Source organism: Myxococcus qinghaiensis, from assembly GCF_024198215.1.
Classification (GTDB): Bacteria; Myxococcota; Myxococcia; order Myxococcales; family Myxococcaceae; genus Myxococcus; species Myxococcus qinghaiensis.
Window position 1 is genome coordinate 334,242 of the sequence record NZ_JAKCFA010000005.1, and the last position, 17,996, is coordinate 352,237.

The window sequence follows — 17,996 nt, forward strand, 5'->3', positions numbered from 1 at the left end:
CGGGCGGCCGACGTGAGGGGCGCCTGCCGCGTGTGAACGCCCACCCGTGAACATCTCTGATGGGAGAGTGCGCTTCGACTTCGCGCAAGTGCTCCCCGGAGGAACCCGGGCGCATTACAGAACACACAAATGGGTGCTCTGGCGGAGAAGAAGGCGGACGCGAAGCAGGCGAAGGTTCCCTCGCTGGGTGCGTGGGTGGAAGAAGGCCCGAAGGTGCGGTGGCGCGTCTGGGCTCCCAGTCACGAGCGCGTGGAGGTGGTGCTGCACGACGCGCGCGGCGAGCCGGGCCGCGTGCTGCCGATGGCGGCGGAGCGCGACGGCTACTTCAGCGCGGTGCTGGAGGGGCAGGGCGCGGGCGTGCGCTACAAGCTGCGCGTGGATGGCGCGGGGCCCTTTCCGGACCCGTGGTCCCGCTCGCAGCCGCAGGGCGTGCACGGCCCGTCGGAAGTCGTGGTGCCGGACTTCGCGTGGACGGACGCCGGCTGGAAGGGCGTGGAGCCCCAGGACCTTGTCCTCTACGAGGTGCACGTGGGCACCGCCACGCCCGAAGGCACCTTCGAGGCGCTCATCTCCAAGCTGCCCGAGCTGAAGGAGCTGGGCATCACCGCGCTGGAGCTGCTGCCGGTGGCCAGCTTCCCGGGCACTCGCAACTGGGGCTACGACGGGGTGGACCTCTTCGCGCCCGCGCAGGTGTATGGCGGGCCCATGGGACTGCGCCGGTTGGTGGACGCCGCGCACGCGCAGGGCCTGGGCGTGTTGCTGGACGCCGTCTACAACCACTTCGGGCCGGACGGGAACTACCTGCGCGCGTACTCGCCGCACTACTTCACCGGACGCCACCACACGCCGTGGGGCGACGCGGTGAACTACGACGGCGAGGACAGCCGGCCCGTGCGGGAGATGGTGCTCTCCAACGTGGAGATGTGGATTCGCGACTACCACCTGGACGGCCTGCGCCTGGACGCGGCGCACGCCATCGTCGATGAGACAGCGCCGCACCTGCTCACCGAAATCGCCGAGCGTGCCCGGGCCAGCGCCCCGGGACGCCGGGTCATCGTCATCGCCGAGGACGAGCGCAACGAGCGCCGCCTCATGCTGCCCGCGTCCGAGGGAGGCCACGGGCTGGACGGCGTCTGGGCGGATGACTTCCACCACCAGATGCGGCGCGCCTTCGCGGGGGACAGCGAGAGCTACTTCCAGGACTACACGGGCAGCGCGGAGGACCTGGCGCGCACGCTGCGCCAGGGCTGGTTCTACGAGGGCCAGGTGTCGAAGAACCAGGGGCATGCGCGAGGCACGCGCGCGGAGGGCCTTGCTCCTTCGGCCTTCGTGTACTGCCTCCAGAATCATGACCAGGTGGGCAACCGCGCGCTGGGCGAGCGACTGGGGCATGACGTGTCCCCCGCGGCCTTCCGCGCGATGAGCGCGTTGCTGCTGCTGTCGCCCTACACGCCGCTGCTCTTCATGGGGCAGGAGTGGAACGCGAGCACGCCGTTCCTCTACTTCACGGACCACAACGAGGAGCTGGGCCGGCTCGTCACCGAGGGCCGGCGCAAGGAGTTCGCGGGCTTCACGCGCTTCGCGGGCGAGCAGGTGCCGGACCCGCAGGCGGAGGACACCTTCGCGCGCTCCCGGCTGGACTGGAGCGAGGCCCAGAAGCCGGGGCACTCGGGCATCCGCGCGCTCTACCGAGAGCTGCTCCGGCTGCGCGCGACGGAGCCCGCGTTGAAGGACGCGCGACGCGGCACGTACGACGCGCGGGTCGTGGGGCCGGAGGCGCTGGTGCTGGAGCGGCGAGGAGGCGGGCAGGTGCTCCAGGTGTTGCTCGGCCTTCGCGGGAAGGTGGAGCACCGCGTCCCTCCCGACGCTGAAGTCGTGCTGTGGAGCGAGTCGCCCCGCTTCGGGGGAGACACCAGGACCTCTCCCCTCCAGGACGGAGTCGTGCGCCTGGAAGGGCCGTCCGCCATCGTGTTGCGCTTCGCGAGTCAGCGGTAGTGGCCCTGGCGTCCGGACAAGCGCGGGCTTGCTCGAGGGGGTGGGCGATGGGAATGACCTATCACCCCCTCGGGTATTGGCGCCGCAGTTCGAACGTTGAGACATCAACACCGTGGGCGGCGTGTCGTGAGGAGACCTGAGCTCCCTGGCGCGCGTCGACGGAGGAAAGCCAACGCGCCGCGGGGGGAACGCGGCGTGCCGGGGCGGTGCTGTCCGTCCGGTGGGTCGTGGCCCTCGGTGGCCTCACTCGAGGTAGCAACTTGAATCCACACCACAGGACCTCATCCCGGATGGGAGTTCGCTGGCGCATGCCGTATCGCGCGCTCGCGCTCGCGGCCTTCGCGCTCACCACGCCCGTGCTGGCCGCGGGCGGCTTCGTCGCCGTCACCGCCAGCGGGAACGACGGCAACGTTCCCTCCAATGCCATCGACGGAAACCTCGCCACGCGCTGGTCCAGCGACGGCGTGGGGCAGTGGCTGCGTGGTGATTTGGGCGCCGTGAAGTCGGTGAGCGCGGTGGACATCGCCTGGTTCCGAGGCAATGAGCGCTCCAGCAAGTTCGTCGTCTCCACCTCCCCGGACGGCAGCGCATGGACGCAGGTGTCCTCGGGCAGCTCGTCCGGGAAGAGCACGGCCTTCGAGCGCGTGTCCTTCTCCCCCGTGAGTGCGCGCTACGTGCGCATCACCGTCAACGGCAGCACGATGAATACCTGGGCGAGCATCTCCGAGCTGGCGGCCCTCACCACCGACGTCGTCACGCCGCCGTCCACGAGCAAGGACAAGTTCGGCGTGACGATGCTCTACCCGTCCAAGAGCGGCGGCGAGGCGTGGTCGCTGGCGGACAACGCGACGTCGGATGCGCGCTTCAATCCGCAGAAGACGATTACTCGCAACTCGGATGGCTCGTGGAAGATAAAGAACAGCGCGGTGCGGCTGCTCGTCTACACCTCCACCGGCTACGACGACCGGAAGATTCCCACGTACGACCGGGACGTGCTGGCGAGCCGGGGCTACATGCAGGCGGCCAATGACTGGCGCAACGTGGAGATGACGGGCTTCGTGAAGCTCAACGCCACGTCCGACGTGAAGGACAACTTCGACTGGTACGCGCGGGGCGGCAAGCACAACGACGACCACTCCGGCTGCGAGGGCAGCAGCTACAAGGCGGGCCTGCACTATGACGGCCGCGCCCGCTGGCAGAAGGAGACGTGGCATGTCTCCTACGAGCAGGCGTCGTACAAGACGGCCACGTCGGCGCTGAAGGGCCGCTGGGTGGGCTTCAAGGCGGTGATGCGCAACACCACCGTCAGCGGCAAGGAGGCCGTGCGGCTGGAGATGTACGTCAACGAGAACGCCGACAAGGTGACGTGGAAGAAGGTCTACGACATGGTGGACTCGGGCACCTGGGGCGGTGACGCGCAGCACTGCGGCGGCGCCACCGGGGCCATGCCGATTACCTGGGGCGGTCCCATCGCCACGTTCCGCTGGGACAACGCCACGGACGTGGACTTCAAGTGGTTGACGGTCCGCGAAATCCAGCCGTGACGCGCGGGCGCTGACGCGGTGCTTCCTGGGGGCACGGTGGTTCCTCGTGCTCCCTGCCAGCGGGCGGGCCGTGACAGGTCCACCGATGGAGGCCATCAGGCCAGGAGCAGGGGAGGCCGGTGGGGCGGGGCTCCACCGGCTTCGCCCAGGGTTTGTCGGTGTCGACAGAGGCGGCGTCCCGTGCTCAGCATCGCGGCCATGAATGTCCAGACCGCCACCGAGTCCTCCGACCGCATCTGGGAGAAGGAAATCCTCCCGGCGCTCGAGCGCTACATCCGCATCCCCAACAAGTCGCCTGCCTTCGACCCGGACTGGGTGAAGGCCGGACACATGGAAGCCGCGGTGCAGCTCATCGCGGAGTGGTGCCGCGCGCAGGCGCCGCACCTGCCGGGCCTCACGTTGGAGGTCATCCGCCTCAAGGACGAGCAGGGGAAGGACCGCACTCCGGTCATCTACATGGAGGTGCCCGGCACGCGCGGCGACGACACCGTGCTGATGTACGGCCACCTGGACAAGCAGCCGGAGATGACGGGCTGGCGTGAGGGCCTGACGCCGTGGACCCCCGTGCGCGAGGGCGACAAGCTCTACGGCCGGGGTGGCGCGGATGATGGTTACTCCGCCTTCGCGTCGCTGACGGCGCTGCGCCTGCTGCGTGAGCAGGGCGTGCCGCACGCGCGCACGGTGGTGCTCATCGAGGCGTGCGAGGAGAGCGGCAGCTACGACTTGCCGGCGTACATCGAGGCGCTGGCGCCGCGCATCGGCAAGCCGTCGCTGGTGGTGTGCCTGGACTCGGGCTGCGCGAACTACGAGCAGCTCTGGATGACGACGTCGCTGCGCGGCATGGTGGCGGGCAACCTGCGCGTGGACGTGCTCACGGAGGGTGTGCACTCCGGTGACGCGAGCGGAATCGTGGCGTCGTCCTTCCGCGTGCTGCGTCAGGTGTTGTCGCGGGTGGAGGACGAGGGCACGGGCCGCGTGACGGTGCAGGGTCTTCACGTGGAGATTCCGAAGGAGCGGCAGGAGCAGGCGCGCTCGGCGGCGAAGGTGCTGGGCGAGGAGGTCTTCGGCAAGTTCCCGTGGGTGTCTGGGATGAAGCCCATGTCGGACGACGGCTCGGAGCTGGTGCTCAACCGCACGTGGCGGCCGGCGCTGTCGGTGACGGGCGTGGATGGCCTGCCGCCGCTCCAGAGCGCGGGCAATGTGTTGCGGCCCTTCACCACGGTGAAGCTGTCCATGCGCATTCCTCCGAGGCTGGAGCCCAAGGCGGCGCAGAAGGCGCTCAAGGAGGCGCTGGAGAAGGACCCGCCGTACGGCGCGAAGGTGAGCTTCGAGGGTGACAAGGCGAGCGTCGGCTGGGATGCGCCGCCGCTGGCGGGCTGGCTGTCGCGCGCGGTGGAGTCCGCGTCCGGCACGTACTTCGGCCGTCCGGCGATGGCGATGGGCGAGGGCGGCACGATTCCGTTCATGGGCATGCTGGGGGAGCGCTTCCCGGAGGCGCAATTCCTCATCACCGGCCTGTTGGGCCCGGGCAGCAACGCGCACGGCCCCAACGAGTTCCTGCACGTCCCCACCGGCAAGAAGCTGACGTGCTGCGTGGCCAGCGTCATCGCGGACCACTTCAAGCGGTAGGTCGTCGCTGGTGTCTGTATTTGCCGCCGCTCCCATCCCGGGGAGCGGCGGCATGGATGGCGCAGGCGACCGTACTCCTTGGGTTGTCTGTCAGTGTCGTCTGGTACTGCCTGGGGTTGCCCGCCTTCGCCGCGGGCCTCTTGCCGGGGCCTACCATGACGCTTCGTTGGGTGGTGTCGCTGCTCCTGTTGATGGCCGTCACCGGCTGCGCGACGGGTCGAGTCGTGCGGCTGGAGACCGGGGAGGACTCTTTCGTCGTCACCCCTCACGAGGAGCCTGACGCGGAAGTGAGTGCGGCTGAACTCGAAGACGACGAATTCGAGGAGGCCGTCGCGGAGCTCGCTCGGGATGTGCGCCCCTCTCGCAATCCCATGCAGACCGCGCGGGAGCGCTTCGGCGTTCCGTCCCGGAGTGGGGTGTATGGGTATGAACGTGGCTCCTCACGACTCATCCCCCAGCGTGGAGGGGAGGTGGACGGTCCTCGGCTGCTGGAGGACTACGCGGATGAGGCGCTGACACGCGCGTACGGCCAATGGTGCACGAGGAAGGACCGACCCGGCGACTGCTTACGTCTGCTGGACGAAGGCCCGCTGCTGGCCAGCGATGGCAAGTACACGTGGGCCCTGGCCATCGCCATGGACTCGGTGTGGGAGGAGACCGCCGAAGCACTGGAGGGAATGACGGACCCCCAAGCGGTCGTCGCTGGCATCGCCGCCTCCGCGACGATGTACCTGCTCTTGTGGTCGCTGCCGGAGCCGGTGAGTAAAGGCGTGGCGGCCACCTTGACGGCCTGCCTCATCGCGTACCTGGGCGTGGACACGGTGTGGAGCATGCTGGACGGGTGGCTGACGCTGGTGCGCCAGGTGGACCGGGCGACGAGCTTCGAGCAACTCCAGGCGGCGGGTGAGGCATACGGAGAGGTGCTCGGGGAGAACGCGGCGCGCGTCTTCGTCATGCTGGCCACGGTGGCCATCGGGAACACGGCGGGGCTGGCGGCGAAGTCAGCGGGGTTGCCGGGCTCCGCCCAGGCGGCAGTGGCGGTGGAGTCCCAAGCGGGTTTCCAGTACACGGCCATGGGCAGCGTGAGTTCGGTCGCCTTGACGGCGGAGGGGTTCACCATCGCGCTCGCTCCGAACGCCCTGGCCATGGCGAGCCGGAGAGGGCGTAGCGAGAATCATCACATCGCCACGAACAAGAACGACGTCTCCGCCGCCCGCGGCGGGCCCTGGACGCCAAGATTCAGGGACTTGTTCACAAGGGCTGGGATGAAGTTGAAGGACCCCGAGAACGTTGTTGAAGTCGTGGGCCACAAGGGGCCGCATCCACGGCAGTATCACGAGTACGTCCATGATCGACTGAAGCAAGCCTTGGGACAGTGCCGCAAGGTGGAAGATTGCCGGAAGGCCCTTACGGATGCGCTACGTATTCTCGCCAGAGAAGCGCAGACCCCAGGAACCAAAATCCACAGGCTTTTGACTCGGGACCCGTGAGGAATCTAGGAAGTCCACCATGCCGAATCCGTTGCGATATTTCAGGCTCAGAGAAGACGTGCAGGGTGGGAATTGGTACCTGGGAGACCCGCTGGACGAAGCAGGCACCGAGGTCGAAGACATCTGGCAGTTCGCCCGGGGGCGGCCCATCCAGCTTGCGGGTCGCCTGAAGTTTCCCATCAGTGAGCATGGAAAGTGGTTGGACTACTGCACGGCGGGAGTTGGCATGGCTCCGATTGTCCATGTCCGAGTGGCCAACCTCTTCGCGGAGTTGGCGCCGGATGATGTGCAATTGATACCTGTCGATGTCGAGGGGCGCCCGGAACAGCATGTCATGCTCGTCGCCACGAAGCGGATCCGCTGCATCGATGACGAGGCCTCGGAAGAGGCAACGTACTACCAGCCCGAGGATGAGGTGCCGGAAAAGCTCGGCCAGTACAAAGGCATCTACGGGATGCGAATCGACCGCACGAAGGTGGGCGGAGCGAAGGTCTTCCGCACCTGGGGGTGGGAGATCGCCCTCATCGTCTCCGAGGACATCAAGGTGGCCCTGGAGCGCGCCAACGTCACAGGGGCGAAGTTCGAGGAGGTCTGAGCGCGGCGGTGCGGGCCCCACCACCGGAAGTGTCACCCACGAACGACCCACGGACCCCACGGGGCACCCTCTCCGCGCTGCTGTCGACAGTCGCCAGGACCCTCGGGGAGGTGTGTCACACGGGCTCTGTTTCATAACCCGCGCTTGCCGTGGACGTCTCGTCGCGGAGGTTGCGAGGCATTGCGCCGAAATTCTATGTCACGCACCCCACCCGGACGGTGGTCAGGCGATTCGCTCGCGTAGCTCCTCGACAGGTAGTCCCTCTCCCGGCTCCGACCGTGTGCCCACGCACGTGGACACGTCCTCTCTCACCCCCAACGGAGCCAGACAATGAATGTCATCAAGACGCCCCCGGTCACCACCAAGGAAGGCCAGCTGCTAGGCAAGGTGGAAGGGAAGGTTTCCGTCTTCAAGGGCATCCCCTACGCCAAGCCCCCCGTGGGCAACCTCCGCTGGCGCGCGCCGGAGCGCATCCCCGCGTGGACCGGCCCACGTGACGCGCTCGAGTTCGGTCCCTCCGCGCTCCAGTCGCGCGAGGCCTGCATCGCCGGCGGTGGCGGTGACCCCGGCAAGATGTCCGAGGACTGCCTCTACCTCAACGTGTGGACCCCCAAGACGGACCCGGGCGCGAACCTGCCCGTGCTGTTCTGGATTCACGGCGGCGCCTTCGTCATCGGCTCCGGCTGCGTGCCTCCCTATGACGGGACGCAAATCGCGGCCCGCAACGTGGTGCTCGTCACCTTCAACTACCGCCTGGGACACCTGGGCTTCTTCGCGCACCCGGAGTTGGAGAAGGAGAACCCGGGCGGCCCGTCCAACTTCGGCATCCTGGACCAGATGCTCGCGCTGGAATGGGTGAGGAACAACATCGCCCAGTTCGGAGGAGATCCCGGCAACATCACCATCATGGGCCAGTCCGCCGGCGCCAAGAGCGTGCTGGCGTTCTTCACCTCGCCGCTCATCCGGGAGAAGAACCCCTTCCGCCGTGGCGTGGCCATGAGCTCGTACGTGATTCAGGAGAAGTCCGTGGCGGACGCGAAGCTCGCGGGCGTGGCCTTCGCCCACCACCAGGGCATCCCCTGGCAACAGGCCACCATGGAGAAACTGCGCAAGCTGGACCCGGAGAAGTTCTGGATGCTCCCCTCGGACAGCATCAATGCACCGAGCCCCATCTACGGCGACTCGGTGCTCCCCCAGACGATTCGCGACAGCTTCGAGAAGGGCTCGCAGCTCAAGCTGCCCCTCATCCTCGGCAGCACGAGCGATGACTCGAGCGTGGTGTCCTCGTTCGGCATCGACCCGGCCACCATCCTCGAGAAACTCGGGGACCTCGGTAACCTGATTCGCCAGCTCTACCCCGACGTGAGCGACGACAAGGAGATTGGCCGGCGGATGTGCCGCGACTTCGTCTTCTCCGTGACGCCGCGCCACTTGGCGAGCTTCCATTCCCATCACGGGGCCCATGCCTGGCGCTACTACTTCGAGTACCGCGCGAAGATGCTCGCGCCCCGGCAGCCCCTGGGTGTGCCCCACGGCGGAGACGTCTCCTACTTCCTGGAGACGGCCGACCACGTCCCGCCGACGGGAGACCTCTTCCAGGATGTGGACCGGAAGTTCACCACGAACCTGGTGGAGTCCCTCGTCCAGTTCCTGCGCACCGGCACGCCAGGACCCGTGGGCGGAGTCGCCTGGAGCGAGCACACGGCGGAGAGCGACAAGCTCTTGAGGTTGGATACCACCGTTCAGATGGTGGACAACTTCGAGGGGCCCATCCTGGACGTGGCCCAACTGGTCATGCCGCTCATCGACTCCTTCGCCAAGCCGCCTCCTCCCATGCTGCCGAAGCGGACTTCGTCGACGTCGACGGCGGCCGCGAAGGGCAAGCCGAGACCGCAGGCCACTCCGTAGAGGGGCCCGCGGAGACGGGCCGACTCAGCGGCCCGTCTTGATGCCCAGGTTCCCACCCTGCTGGGGACCCCCGGGGCGCTTCGAACTGGTAGTGCCAGGGGACTTGCCACCCTGGCGCCGCAGCTCCAGGCGCAGCTCGTCGTCCGCGGCGGAGATTTCACGCGTCACCGGCTCATAGCCGTTGAGCGCCAGCGTCACCGCCACCATGGGCGCGCCCTGCTCCAGCTCCAGCTTCAGGGGCGTCACGCCGCGCTCCTCGCCGGCGATGCTCACCGTCGCGCCCGCGGGCTCGGTGGTGACGAGCACCTCCGTCATCTTCACCGGCTCCGGCGTGGGTTTGGTCGGAGGCGGGGGCGGCTCGCGCTCCACGTGGACAGGCTGCGTCGTCGTCGTCACGGGCAGCGTCGTCGCGCCCGCGGGTCCGCGCAGCAAGACGACGGCCGCGCCCGCCAGCAGCAGTCCCACGCTCGCCGCGACGACGGGCACCCACGGAATGCGGCGCGGCTTCTCGGAGGGCGCGCGGTCCATGGGCGAGGTGCCGCGCGTGCGGTCCTGCACCACGGCCCCGACGGGAGCGGCCACCGCCTGCTGCCGCGAGCGCGTCCCCGGCGTCACGTTGCGAGGGTGCTGCCGCGACGCGGACGTGCGCCCGGCCGGGCCCCCCACGCCGCTGAGCGACGAGTTGGAGCGAGAGTCCAGGTCCGCGTCCTCGGCCAGTTGGTCCAGCTTCGCCGGGTCCGTCTCCGTGGAGATGCGGTCCGCGTACAGCTCCCGCAGGTACGCCGACAGGTGCGCGCTGCTCGAGGGCAGCCGCAGGTTGAGCGTGTAGTCCTCCAGCGCGAGCCGGAAGGCGCCGCAGTCCGGGTAGCGCTCGTCCGGCGTGGGGGCCAGCGCCTTGAGCACCACCTCGTCCAGCCCCGGCGGCAGCTTGGGGTTCAACTGCGAGGGGCGCGGCACCTGGCAGTCCTTCACCAGCCGCAGCGTCATCAAGTCCGAGTCGCCCTTGAAGAGCCGCTTGCCCGTCAGCATCTCCCACATGACGACGCCCAGCGCGAACAAGTCGCTGCGCGCGTCGATGGCCAAGCCGCTCGCCTGCTCGGGGGACATGTAGGGGTATTTGCCCTTCAGGACGCCCGTCGCCGTGTTGGCGCTGCTGGTGGCCGCCTTGGCGACACCGAAGTCGATGACCTTCACGCCTCCGTCGAAGCCGACGAGGATGTTCTGCGGTGACACGTCGCGGTGTACCAGCCGCATGGGCCGGCCCTGAACGTCCCGCGCCTGGTGCGCGTAGTGAAGACCCGCCGCGGCATCCGCGATGACGCGCAGAATCAACCCCACCGACATCGGCTTGTTCTGCGCGCGCGAGAACTTCTCCAGCCGGCGCACGTCGTCGCCCTGGACGTACTCCATCGCCAGGCAGTGCCGTCCCTCTATCTGGGACAGGTCGAGAATCGTGATGAGGTTGGGGTGGGTGAGTCGGGCCACCAGCCCGGCCTCATCCAGGAACATGGAAAGGAACTCATCATCCTCCGCGAGGTGCGGGAGGATGAGTTTGAGGACCACCAGCCGCTCGAAGCCCGTTCCATGCTCACGGGCCAGAAACACCTGTCCCATGCCTCCCGAGGCAATCTTCCGCAGCAACTCGTACTTACCGAATGGCACCGCCATGATGTGGTCGGGAGAATATCTCCCTTTCTCACCGTGCGGGAAATGAGCAGTCGGCTGTCACCCCACGGTGACGCGGGGGCATGAAGGTCTGGGTAGGTCTCATGCCTTCATCCTGTAGCCGGAGCGGAGCACGAAGTACACGACAAGGGTTGCCACCACGGCGACACCGGCGAGGATTCCGCCGCCGAACAGGGGCGAGTAGATGCTGCGACCGAGCATCCCGTACCGCAACCCCTCCACCATGTAGACCATGGGGTTGAAGAGGCTGACGGTGTTCCAGGGCGAGGGCAGCTCGCGCACGGAGTAGAAGACGCCGCCCAGGAACGTGAGCGGCAGCATGACGAAGGTGGGGAAGAAGTTGATCTGCTCGAACTTCTCCGCCCACACGGCGGCGAGCATGCCCAGCACGCTGAAGACGTAGGAGGCGATGAGCAGGAAGTACGCGGCCACCCACGCGTGCTCCAGGCTGAAGCCGGTGAAGAGGCCCGCCACGGCCCACGTCAGGCCGCCGACGACGAGGCCGCGCACCATGGCGCCGCCGATGAAGCCCGCCATCAGCTCGCCGGGCCCCAGGGGCGCCACCAGCAGGTCCACCACCGTGCCTTGAATCTTGGTGATGAACAGCGAGGAGGAGCTGTTGAGGAACGCGTTGTTGGCGATGCCCAGGAAGACCAGGCCCGGCACGATGAAGTGCAGGTACGGGGCGCCCTCCACCTCGTGCACGCGGCCGGAGATGCTGTAGCCGAAGACGATGAAATACAGCGTGGTGCTGATGAGCGGTGAGAGGACGGTCTGCCCCGGCACTCGCATGAAGCGCCGGACCTCCTTCACGAACAGCGTCTGCATCCCGAGGACGTTCATGGTGGTGTCTTTGCGTGGCGCATGTCCCCTTCGCGCACCCATGACGGGCCTCGCGGTGGGGGCGGGGGCGCGGAAAAAGGAGGAAGGAAGGTCAGGCGGCCTGGGGTGAAGGGCGGCCCCGGAGGACCTCGATGAGGACGTCTTCGAGGCGGGAGCGCCGCGTCTCCACGTCGGCGATGGGCAGCCCCTCCGCGTACAGCACGCGCAGCAGGTCTCCGGCCGGGGCCACGCCCTCGCGCTCCACGTAGGTGAGCGAGCGGCCGTCCTCGGACAGGCGCGGGGCGAAGCGGAGCGTGGCCTCCGACAGCGTCGTCTGGGGCTCCTGGAACGTGACGACGACGCGCTTCTCGCCGAAGCGGCGCAGGAGCGTGGCCTTGTCCTCCACCATCAGCAGGCGGCCCTCGTTGATGATGCCCACCCGGTCCGCCAGCTCCTCGGCCTCCTCCAGGTAGTGGGTGGTGAGGAGGATGGTGGTGCCCTCCGAGGCCAGCTTGCGCACGTACGTCCAGAGGTCCCGGCGCAGCTCCACGTCCACGCCCGCGGTGGGCTCGTCCAGGAAGACGAGCTTGGGCTTGTGCACCAGCGCCTTGGCGATGAGCAGCCGGCGCTTCATGCCGCCGGAGAGCGCGCGCGTGAGCGAGTCCTTCTTGGTGTACAGGTTGAGGGCCTTGAGCACCTCGTCGACGCGGGCCTCGTCCTGGCGCTGGCCGTAGAAGCCCAACTGGATGCGCAGGGACTCCGCGACGGTGAAGAACGGGTCGAAGTTGATTTCCTGCGGCACCAGGCCCAACTGGTAGCGCGGGCCCACCGCGTCCTGGTCCAAATCCTTGCCGAAGACCCGGATGGTGCCGGCCGTCTTGCGCACCAGGCCGCAGACGCTGCCAATCATCGTCGTCTTGCCCGCGCCGTTGGGCCCCAGCAGCGCGAAGATTTCGCCTGGCTGGATGGTGAGGTTCATCTGCTGCAACGCGGTGAAGTCACCGTAGCGCTTGGTGAGCCCCGTGAGCTCGAGGGCGGGAGTGGGCGTCGACATGGCGCGCTTCTCCTAACACCTCGGACCTCCGGCGTCAGAACTCCCGCACCCCTTCTGGAGCTCCACCCGGGCGAGTCGCGTCGACTCATACGCTCCGTAACGGCTCGCGTCATGAGTGGGTGGATTTCCATTCTGTTCAAGGTTTGACACGGTGGAGGCTCCACGCCGGCCCGGAGGCGAGGAGGCGCGGGAGTCCCCCGAGGGACGCGGCGCCTGACGCCCGGGAGTCATCCAACAGAAGCGGGGGTACCTCATGCCAGGTCAGCAGCGCGCACGTGCGCGGATGGTCTTCACTTTGAGTGTGGCCGTATTCGCGGTGGCGTGCAGTCGGGAGCCGGCCGTGCCGAATGGCGCGGACACGACACGCGAGGTGGCGCAGGCGGCGCAGAACGACGGGGCGGAGGTGCACAACTACGTCTACACGCAGGCCTTCGGAACGGGCTGGGCGGGGCGGGTGTACCTGCCCAACGTGGAGCTGTGGGTGCGCAACGTCGCGACGAACGTGGACAGCGTGCACGTGCTGTCGGACGCGAATGGCTTCTTCGGGGTGCCGCGTCAGCCGGCGGCGACGTACCGGCTGTGCTGGAGCGCGCCGGGCTTCGTCAGCGGGTGCCAGACGACGAACTTCAGCCTGGCGGACGAGACGTTCGTCATGCCCATCCACCTGCCGCTGGTGCCGGTGCGGCCGCTGCTGTGGGGCCACGCGCTCCTGCGGGACGGCTCGGTGCCCCTGACGCAGAGCAGCTTCGTGGGGGTGAACGTGGCGGCGCGGGTGCGGCTGGTGAACCCGGCCACCAACGCCACGGTGTCCTCGGAGGTCCAGGTCAACGCCCTGGGCCAGTACGCGGTGGGCGACGCGCCGGCGGGAACCTGGAACGTGGTGGCGCGGGTGGAGGCCGACCAGGCCTTGTCGTCGGTGCAGATGGGGAGCGTCGTGGTGCAGCGGAATCTGACGTTCCGGAATGCGCGGCCGTTGCTGCGAGCGCCGGTGGCCTGGAGGAACACGCAGGCGCTGCGCAACGCGCAGCCGGGCGAGACGGTGCGACTGACGGCGCTGGCGAGTGACGCGGATGGGGACGCGCTGACGTGGCGCTGGGTGGCGTCCGCGGGCTCGGGCGTGGTGGCGGCGCAGCAGGGCTCGGACGTGCTGTGGACGCTGCCCTCGGCCCAGGGACGCTTCAGCGTCTGGGCGGTGGTCTCCGACAACCGGGGCGGCGTGGCGACGAGCGAGGTGCGCGTGAGCACGCAGGGCCCCGTGGCGTACTTCGGCGGACAGGTGCTGACCGCCAGCGGCCAGCCGGTGGGCGGGGCGCGGGTGACGGTGGGGAACAAGGAGGCCATCACCAACGCACGGGGCGGCTTCCAGCTCATGGTGGAGGAGTCGGCGCGGTACGTGCTCAACGTGCGCGCCACCGGCTTCCAGCTCCTGTCGCGCATCCTGCTGAACGAGGCGCCGGAGGGGCAGTACCGCCTGGTGTCGGCGCAGCGCTTCACGGTCAACCCCCAGGAGACGATGACGCTGTCGGCGCGCTCGCCGTCGGGTGACCAGCGGCCGGTGCTGCTCACGCTCCAGGCCAACTCGCTGGTGGATGCGGAAGGCAACGCGGCGGACCAGCCGCTCACGGCGTGGCTGGCGCCGGTGGACCTGAAGGACCCGGAGGGCCGCATGCCCGGAGACCTGTCCGCGGTGGACCGCGAGGGCAACGTGGTGACGCTGACGAGCTTCGGCGCGCTGGACGTCAACATCTTCGATGACCAGGGCCGCCGCTTCAACCTGCGCAAGGAGTCGCCCGCGCAGGTGTCCTTCCCCGTGGACCCGAGACAGGCGGAGCTGCCCGCCGGCACGCCCCAGTCCATGCCGCTGTGGTTCTACGACGAGAGCAAGGGCGTGTGGAGCGAGGAGGGCACGCTGCTCCTGCAGGGGGACTCCTACGTGGGCGCGGTGCCGCACTTCTCCGTGTTCAACGCGGACATCGTCTCCACGGGCGCGGACTGCATGCGCGTGCACATCGACACCGCGCGCCTGCCGGTGCCGCTGACGGTGCGCCTCACCATCCCCAACGGCACCAGCTCTCCCACGGTGTACACCACCACCCTGGACGCGGCGCTCAACGCCATCACCCGCCTGCCCGCCAGCACCGTCATCAAAATCGAGGTGCTCGACTCCAACGGGCTGGTCATCAGCACCGCCACGCAGAACCCCTCCACCGGGCCTGGCAACTCGGGTACCAACGCCATCACCGTGCCCTATCCGTACTCCGTCTGCACGTCGGATGTGACGCTGACGCTGGGCGTGCCCGTGTCCACGAACTTCCTCAACAACTACGGCGATGGCAACGCCGTTGACGCGGCGCTCTACTACTCGAAAATCGACCCGAGCAGCGCGAAGCTGACGCTGGCCGCGTGGAAGACGCTCAACGGCTTTGGCGCGGACGACGCCGCGGCCTACTACTTCAACAACGGGGATTTGGGCTTCGGGCGCAGCATGCACATGAAGCGCTCGGGGGCGAACCGGGCCTTCTACGTGACGAACCATGCCAGCGTGGACTTCGCCACCGCCGGCGTGGCGCCCATCGCCACGGTGGCCATGGAGTACAGCCCGCACCCGACACTGGGGGGCACGCCGTACACGAAGTTCTACGTCTTCGACGCCGTGGGCACCCGCGTGGACCGCGCGGACCTGGATGGCAACGGCGACAAGTTCGTGCCCCAGCTGTGCAACGTCTGCCACGGCGGAGACCCGTTCTCCCTCTCCTCGGACCCCCGCGCGGACCTCAACGCGCGCTTCATCCCGTTCGATTTGGAGAGCTACCGCTACTCCACCATCGAGTCGCCGCCCGTCAGCGGCATCTTCCCGTTCTCCCGCGCGAGCCAGGAGACGCAGTTCCGGGAGCTGAACAAGGCGGTGCTGGAGACCAACGTGACGACCACCGTCCAGGAGCTGGTGCAGGGCTGGTACGGCGGGGCCACGCTGCCCGCCGCGACGCAGAACTCCACCTACGTGCAGCCCAACTGGGCCTCGTCCGGCAAGAGCAACGTGTACCTCCAGGTGCAAGGGCCGTCATGCCGCGCCTGCCACAGCACGCGCGAGAATCAGCTGAGCTGGCGGTACTGGAGCCTGGCGGGCGTCAACAACGACTTCCAGGAGCGCACCGGCATCTACGGCGCGGTATGCGGGCCGTTCCGGCGCATGCCCCACGCCAAGCGCACGTACCAGAACTTCTGGCTGAGCACGACGCCGCACCAGCCCAACGTCCTGGCCAACGCGGGCATCGCCGGGTGGCTGTCCACCGACCCGTGCCCGTTCTGAGTCACGGTTGAGGTGAGCAGGCCCGACACCGCCTCTGGGGTTGCATCCTGGAGGCGGTGGCAGGGCGCGACGGCGAAGCAGGGGGCGCTGTCCCGACGGCGGGGAGCCCGGGGTGTTCCGTAGCGGACGTCCGGCGCCGAGGGTGCGGTGGAAGGCTCCGGGATTCTCTCGCCTTGAGTGCGCTGTTGCACCCTGGTATCCGCGAGCCCCCACCCGCTCCAGAGCAGGAAGCCCCCAGATGGCCCAGAATTTCATCTTCACGATGCAGGACCTGCGCAAGGTCAAGAATGGCAAGGAGATCCTCAAGGGCATCTACCTGTCGTTCTTCCCGGGCGCGAAGATTGGCGTCATCGGTCCGAACGGCTCCGGCAAGTCGACGCTGCTGCGCATCATGGCCGGCGTGGACACGGAGTTCTTCGGCATCGCGAAGCCGGACCCCACGGCCAAGGTCGGCTATCTGGCGCAGGAGCCGCAGCTCGACACCTCGCTGGACGTGAAGGGGAACGTGGAGCTGGGGCTGAAGGAGATTCGCGCCTCGCTGGACCGCTTCAACGAGGTGAGCGCGAAGTTCGCCGAGCCCATGAGCGACGCGGAGATGGAGAAGCTGCTCGCCGAGCAGGGCCGGCTCCAGGACGCCATCGACGCGGCGAACGGCTGGGAGCTGGACCGCACGATTGAGATGGCCATGGACGCGCTGCGCCTGCCCCCGGGCGACGCGGACGTGACGAAGCTGTCCGGCGGCGAGAAGCGCCGCGTGGCGCTGTGCCGAATCCTCCTGGAGAAGCCGGACCTGCTCCTGCTCGACGAGCCCACCAACCACCTGGACGCGGAGAGCGTCGCGTGGCTGGAGGTCGCGCTCAAGGAGTACAAGGGCACCATCGTCTGCATCACCCACGACCGGTACTTCCTGGACAACGCGGCCGAGTGGATTCTGGAGCTGGACCGCGGCGAGGGCGTGCCCTGGAAGGGCAACTACTCCAGCTGGCTGGAGCAGAAGCAGAAGCGGCTGGAGCTGGAGGAGAAGTCGGAGAGCCAGCGGCAGAAGACGCTCAAGCGCGAGCTGGAGTGGGTGCGCCAGTCGCCCAAGGCCCGTCAGGCCAAGAGCAAGGCGCGCATCTCCGCGTACGAGGAGATGCTCAACCAGACGCAGGACAAGCGAGAGGCCACGGGCGAGGTCATCATCCCCCCCGGTCCCCGCCTGGGCGGCCTGGTGGTGGAGGCCAAGGGGCTGCGCAAGGCGTACGGTGACCGGCTGCTCATCGACGACCTGAACTTCAAGCTGCCGCCGGGCGGAATCGTGGGCGTCATCGGCCCCAACGGCGCGGGCAAGACGACGCTGTTCCGGATGATGACGGGCACGGAGAAGCCGGACGCGGGCGAGCTGAAGATTGGCGAGACGGTGGTGATGGCCTACGTGGACCAGAGCCGCGACGCGCTCAACGGCGACAACAGCGTGTTCCAGGAGGTCAGCGGCGGGCTGGACCACCTGGACCTGGGCCGCGCGGGACAGGTGCCCAGCCGCGCGTACCTGGCGGGCTTCGCCTTCAAGGGACAGGACCAGCAGAAGCGCGTGAAGGACCTGTCCGGCGGCGAGCGCAACCGCGTGCACCTGGCGAAGATGCTCAAGAGCGGCGGCAACCTGCTGCTGCTCGACGAGCCCACCAACGACTTGGACGTGGAGACGCTGCGCAGCCTGGAGGACTCGCTCCTGGGCTTCGCGGGCTGCGCGGTGGTCATCAGCCACGACCGCTGGTTCCTGGACCGCATCGCCACGCACATCCTCGCCTTCGAGGGCGACAGCAAGGCCTTCTTCTTCGAGGGCAACTTCCAGGACTACGAGGCGGACAAGAAGAAGCGCCTGGGCCCCGACGCCCTGGAGCCGCACCGCATTCGCTACCGCCCCATTTCAAAGAATTAGGCAGACGGGAATTTCTCCGCTCTCTCCAGGAGGGAGCGGAGGCCT

11 protein-coding genes are annotated in these 17,996 nt (G+C 68.2%); 8 read left to right on the forward strand and 3 right to left on the reverse strand.

What is annotated here, in order from left to right; all coding sequences use genetic code 11:
• Positions 1-129: 129 nt before the first annotated feature.
• From treZ to LZ199_RS11460, 6 genes are all read left to right on the forward strand, one after another.
• Positions 130-1,995: a malto-oligosyltrehalose trehalohydrolase gene (gene treZ, locus LZ199_RS11435; protein ID WP_253993683.1), complete on the forward strand. Its 1,866-nt coding sequence runs from the start codon at positions 130-132 to the stop codon at positions 1,993-1,995.
• A gap of 308 nt (positions 1,996-2,303) precedes the next feature.
• A complete protein-coding gene (locus LZ199_RS11440; RefSeq protein ID WP_407667189.1) occupies positions 2,304-3,539 on the forward strand; it encodes a discoidin domain-containing protein in 1,236 nt (411 codons plus the stop codon).
• A gap of 198 nt (positions 3,540-3,737) precedes the next feature.
• On the forward strand, positions 3,738-5,168 hold the full coding sequence (locus LZ199_RS11445) for a M20 family metallopeptidase (protein WP_253993685.1): 1,431 nt from the start codon (positions 3,738-3,740) through the stop codon (positions 5,166-5,168).
• 155 nt (positions 5,169-5,323) lie between these two features.
• Positions 5,324-6,658 carry an AHH domain-containing protein gene (locus LZ199_RS11450; protein WP_253993686.1) on the forward strand — a complete coding sequence of 445 codons (1,335 nt, stop codon included), beginning with the start codon at positions 5,324-5,326 and terminating at the stop codon, positions 6,656-6,658.
• A gap of 19 nt (positions 6,659-6,677) precedes the next feature.
• Entirely contained in the window at positions 6,678-7,253 is a 576-nt protein-coding gene (locus LZ199_RS11455) for an imm11 family protein (protein ID WP_253993687.1), read from the forward strand.
• A 330-nt stretch (positions 7,254-7,583) separates the two neighbouring features.
• The gene (locus LZ199_RS11460; RefSeq protein ID WP_253993688.1) at positions 7,584-9,161 is read left to right on the forward strand and encodes a carboxylesterase/lipase family protein; all 1,578 of its coding nucleotides are present in this window, start codon (positions 7,584-7,586) and stop codon (positions 9,159-9,161) included.
• A 24-nt stretch (positions 9,162-9,185) separates the two neighbouring features.
• Here LZ199_RS11460 and LZ199_RS11465 read toward each other — a convergent pair whose 3' ends face one another.
• From LZ199_RS11465 to LZ199_RS11475, 3 genes are all read right to left on the reverse strand, one after another.
• Positions 9,186-10,829 (reverse strand): serine/threonine protein kinase, encoded by a 1,644-nt coding sequence (locus LZ199_RS11465; RefSeq protein WP_253993689.1) that lies wholly within the window; start codon positions 10,827-10,829, stop codon positions 9,186-9,188.
• Positions 10,830-10,928: 99 nt separating this feature from the next.
• Complete coding sequence (locus LZ199_RS11470) at positions 10,929-11,690, reverse strand: ABC transporter permease (protein ID WP_253993690.1); 762 nt, start codon at positions 11,688-11,690, stop codon at positions 10,929-10,931.
• Positions 11,691-11,781: 91 nt separating this feature from the next.
• Positions 11,782-12,723 (reverse strand): ABC transporter ATP-binding protein, encoded by a 942-nt coding sequence (locus LZ199_RS11475; RefSeq protein ID WP_253993691.1) that lies wholly within the window; start codon positions 12,721-12,723, stop codon positions 11,782-11,784.
• A 340-nt stretch (positions 12,724-13,063) separates the two neighbouring features.
• On the opposite strand from LZ199_RS11475, the gene LZ199_RS11480 reads away from it, so the two are divergent.
• Complete coding sequence (locus tag LZ199_RS11480) at positions 13,064-16,033, forward strand: carboxypeptidase-like regulatory domain-containing protein (RefSeq protein ID WP_253993692.1); 2,970 nt, start codon at positions 13,064-13,066, stop codon at positions 16,031-16,033.
• A 238-nt stretch (positions 16,034-16,271) separates the two neighbouring features.
• Positions 16,272-17,951 (forward strand): energy-dependent translational throttle protein EttA, encoded by a 1,680-nt coding sequence (gene ettA, locus LZ199_RS11485; RefSeq protein WP_253993693.1) that lies wholly within the window; start codon positions 16,272-16,274, stop codon positions 17,949-17,951.
• Positions 17,952-17,996: the final 45 nt, after the last annotated feature.

What these genes read in the sequence shown, in the direction of transcription:
- treZ (WP_253993683.1), top strand. Translation starts at nt 130, where the DNA reads ATGGGTGCTCTGGCGGAGAAGAAGGCGGACGCGAAGCAGGCGAAGGTT.
- LZ199_RS11440 (WP_407667189.1), top strand. Translation starts at nt 2,304, where the DNA reads ATGCCGTATCGCGCGCTCGCGCTCGCGGCCTTCGCGCTCACCACGCCC.
- LZ199_RS11445 (WP_253993685.1), top strand. Translation starts at nt 3,738, where the DNA reads ATGAATGTCCAGACCGCCACCGAGTCCTCCGACCGCATCTGGGAGAAG.
- LZ199_RS11450 (WP_253993686.1), top strand. Translation starts at nt 5,324, where the DNA reads ATGACGCTTCGTTGGGTGGTGTCGCTGCTCCTGTTGATGGCCGTCACC.
- LZ199_RS11455 (WP_253993687.1), top strand. Translation starts at nt 6,678, where the DNA reads ATGCCGAATCCGTTGCGATATTTCAGGCTCAGAGAAGACGTGCAGGGT.
- LZ199_RS11460 (WP_253993688.1), top strand. Translation starts at nt 7,584, where the DNA reads ATGAATGTCATCAAGACGCCCCCGGTCACCACCAAGGAAGGCCAGCTG.
- LZ199_RS11465 (WP_253993689.1), bottom strand. Translation starts at nt 10,829, where the DNA reads ATGGCGGTGCCATTCGGTAAGTACGAGTTGCTGCGGAAGATTGCCTCG.
- LZ199_RS11470 (WP_253993690.1), bottom strand. Translation starts at nt 11,690, where the DNA reads ATGAACGTCCTCGGGATGCAGACGCTGTTCGTGAAGGAGGTCCGGCGC.
- LZ199_RS11475 (WP_253993691.1), bottom strand. Translation starts at nt 12,723, where the DNA reads ATGTCGACGCCCACTCCCGCCCTCGAGCTCACGGGGCTCACCAAGCGC.
- ettA (WP_253993693.1), top strand. Translation starts at nt 16,272, where the DNA reads ATGGCCCAGAATTTCATCTTCACGATGCAGGACCTGCGCAAGGTCAAG.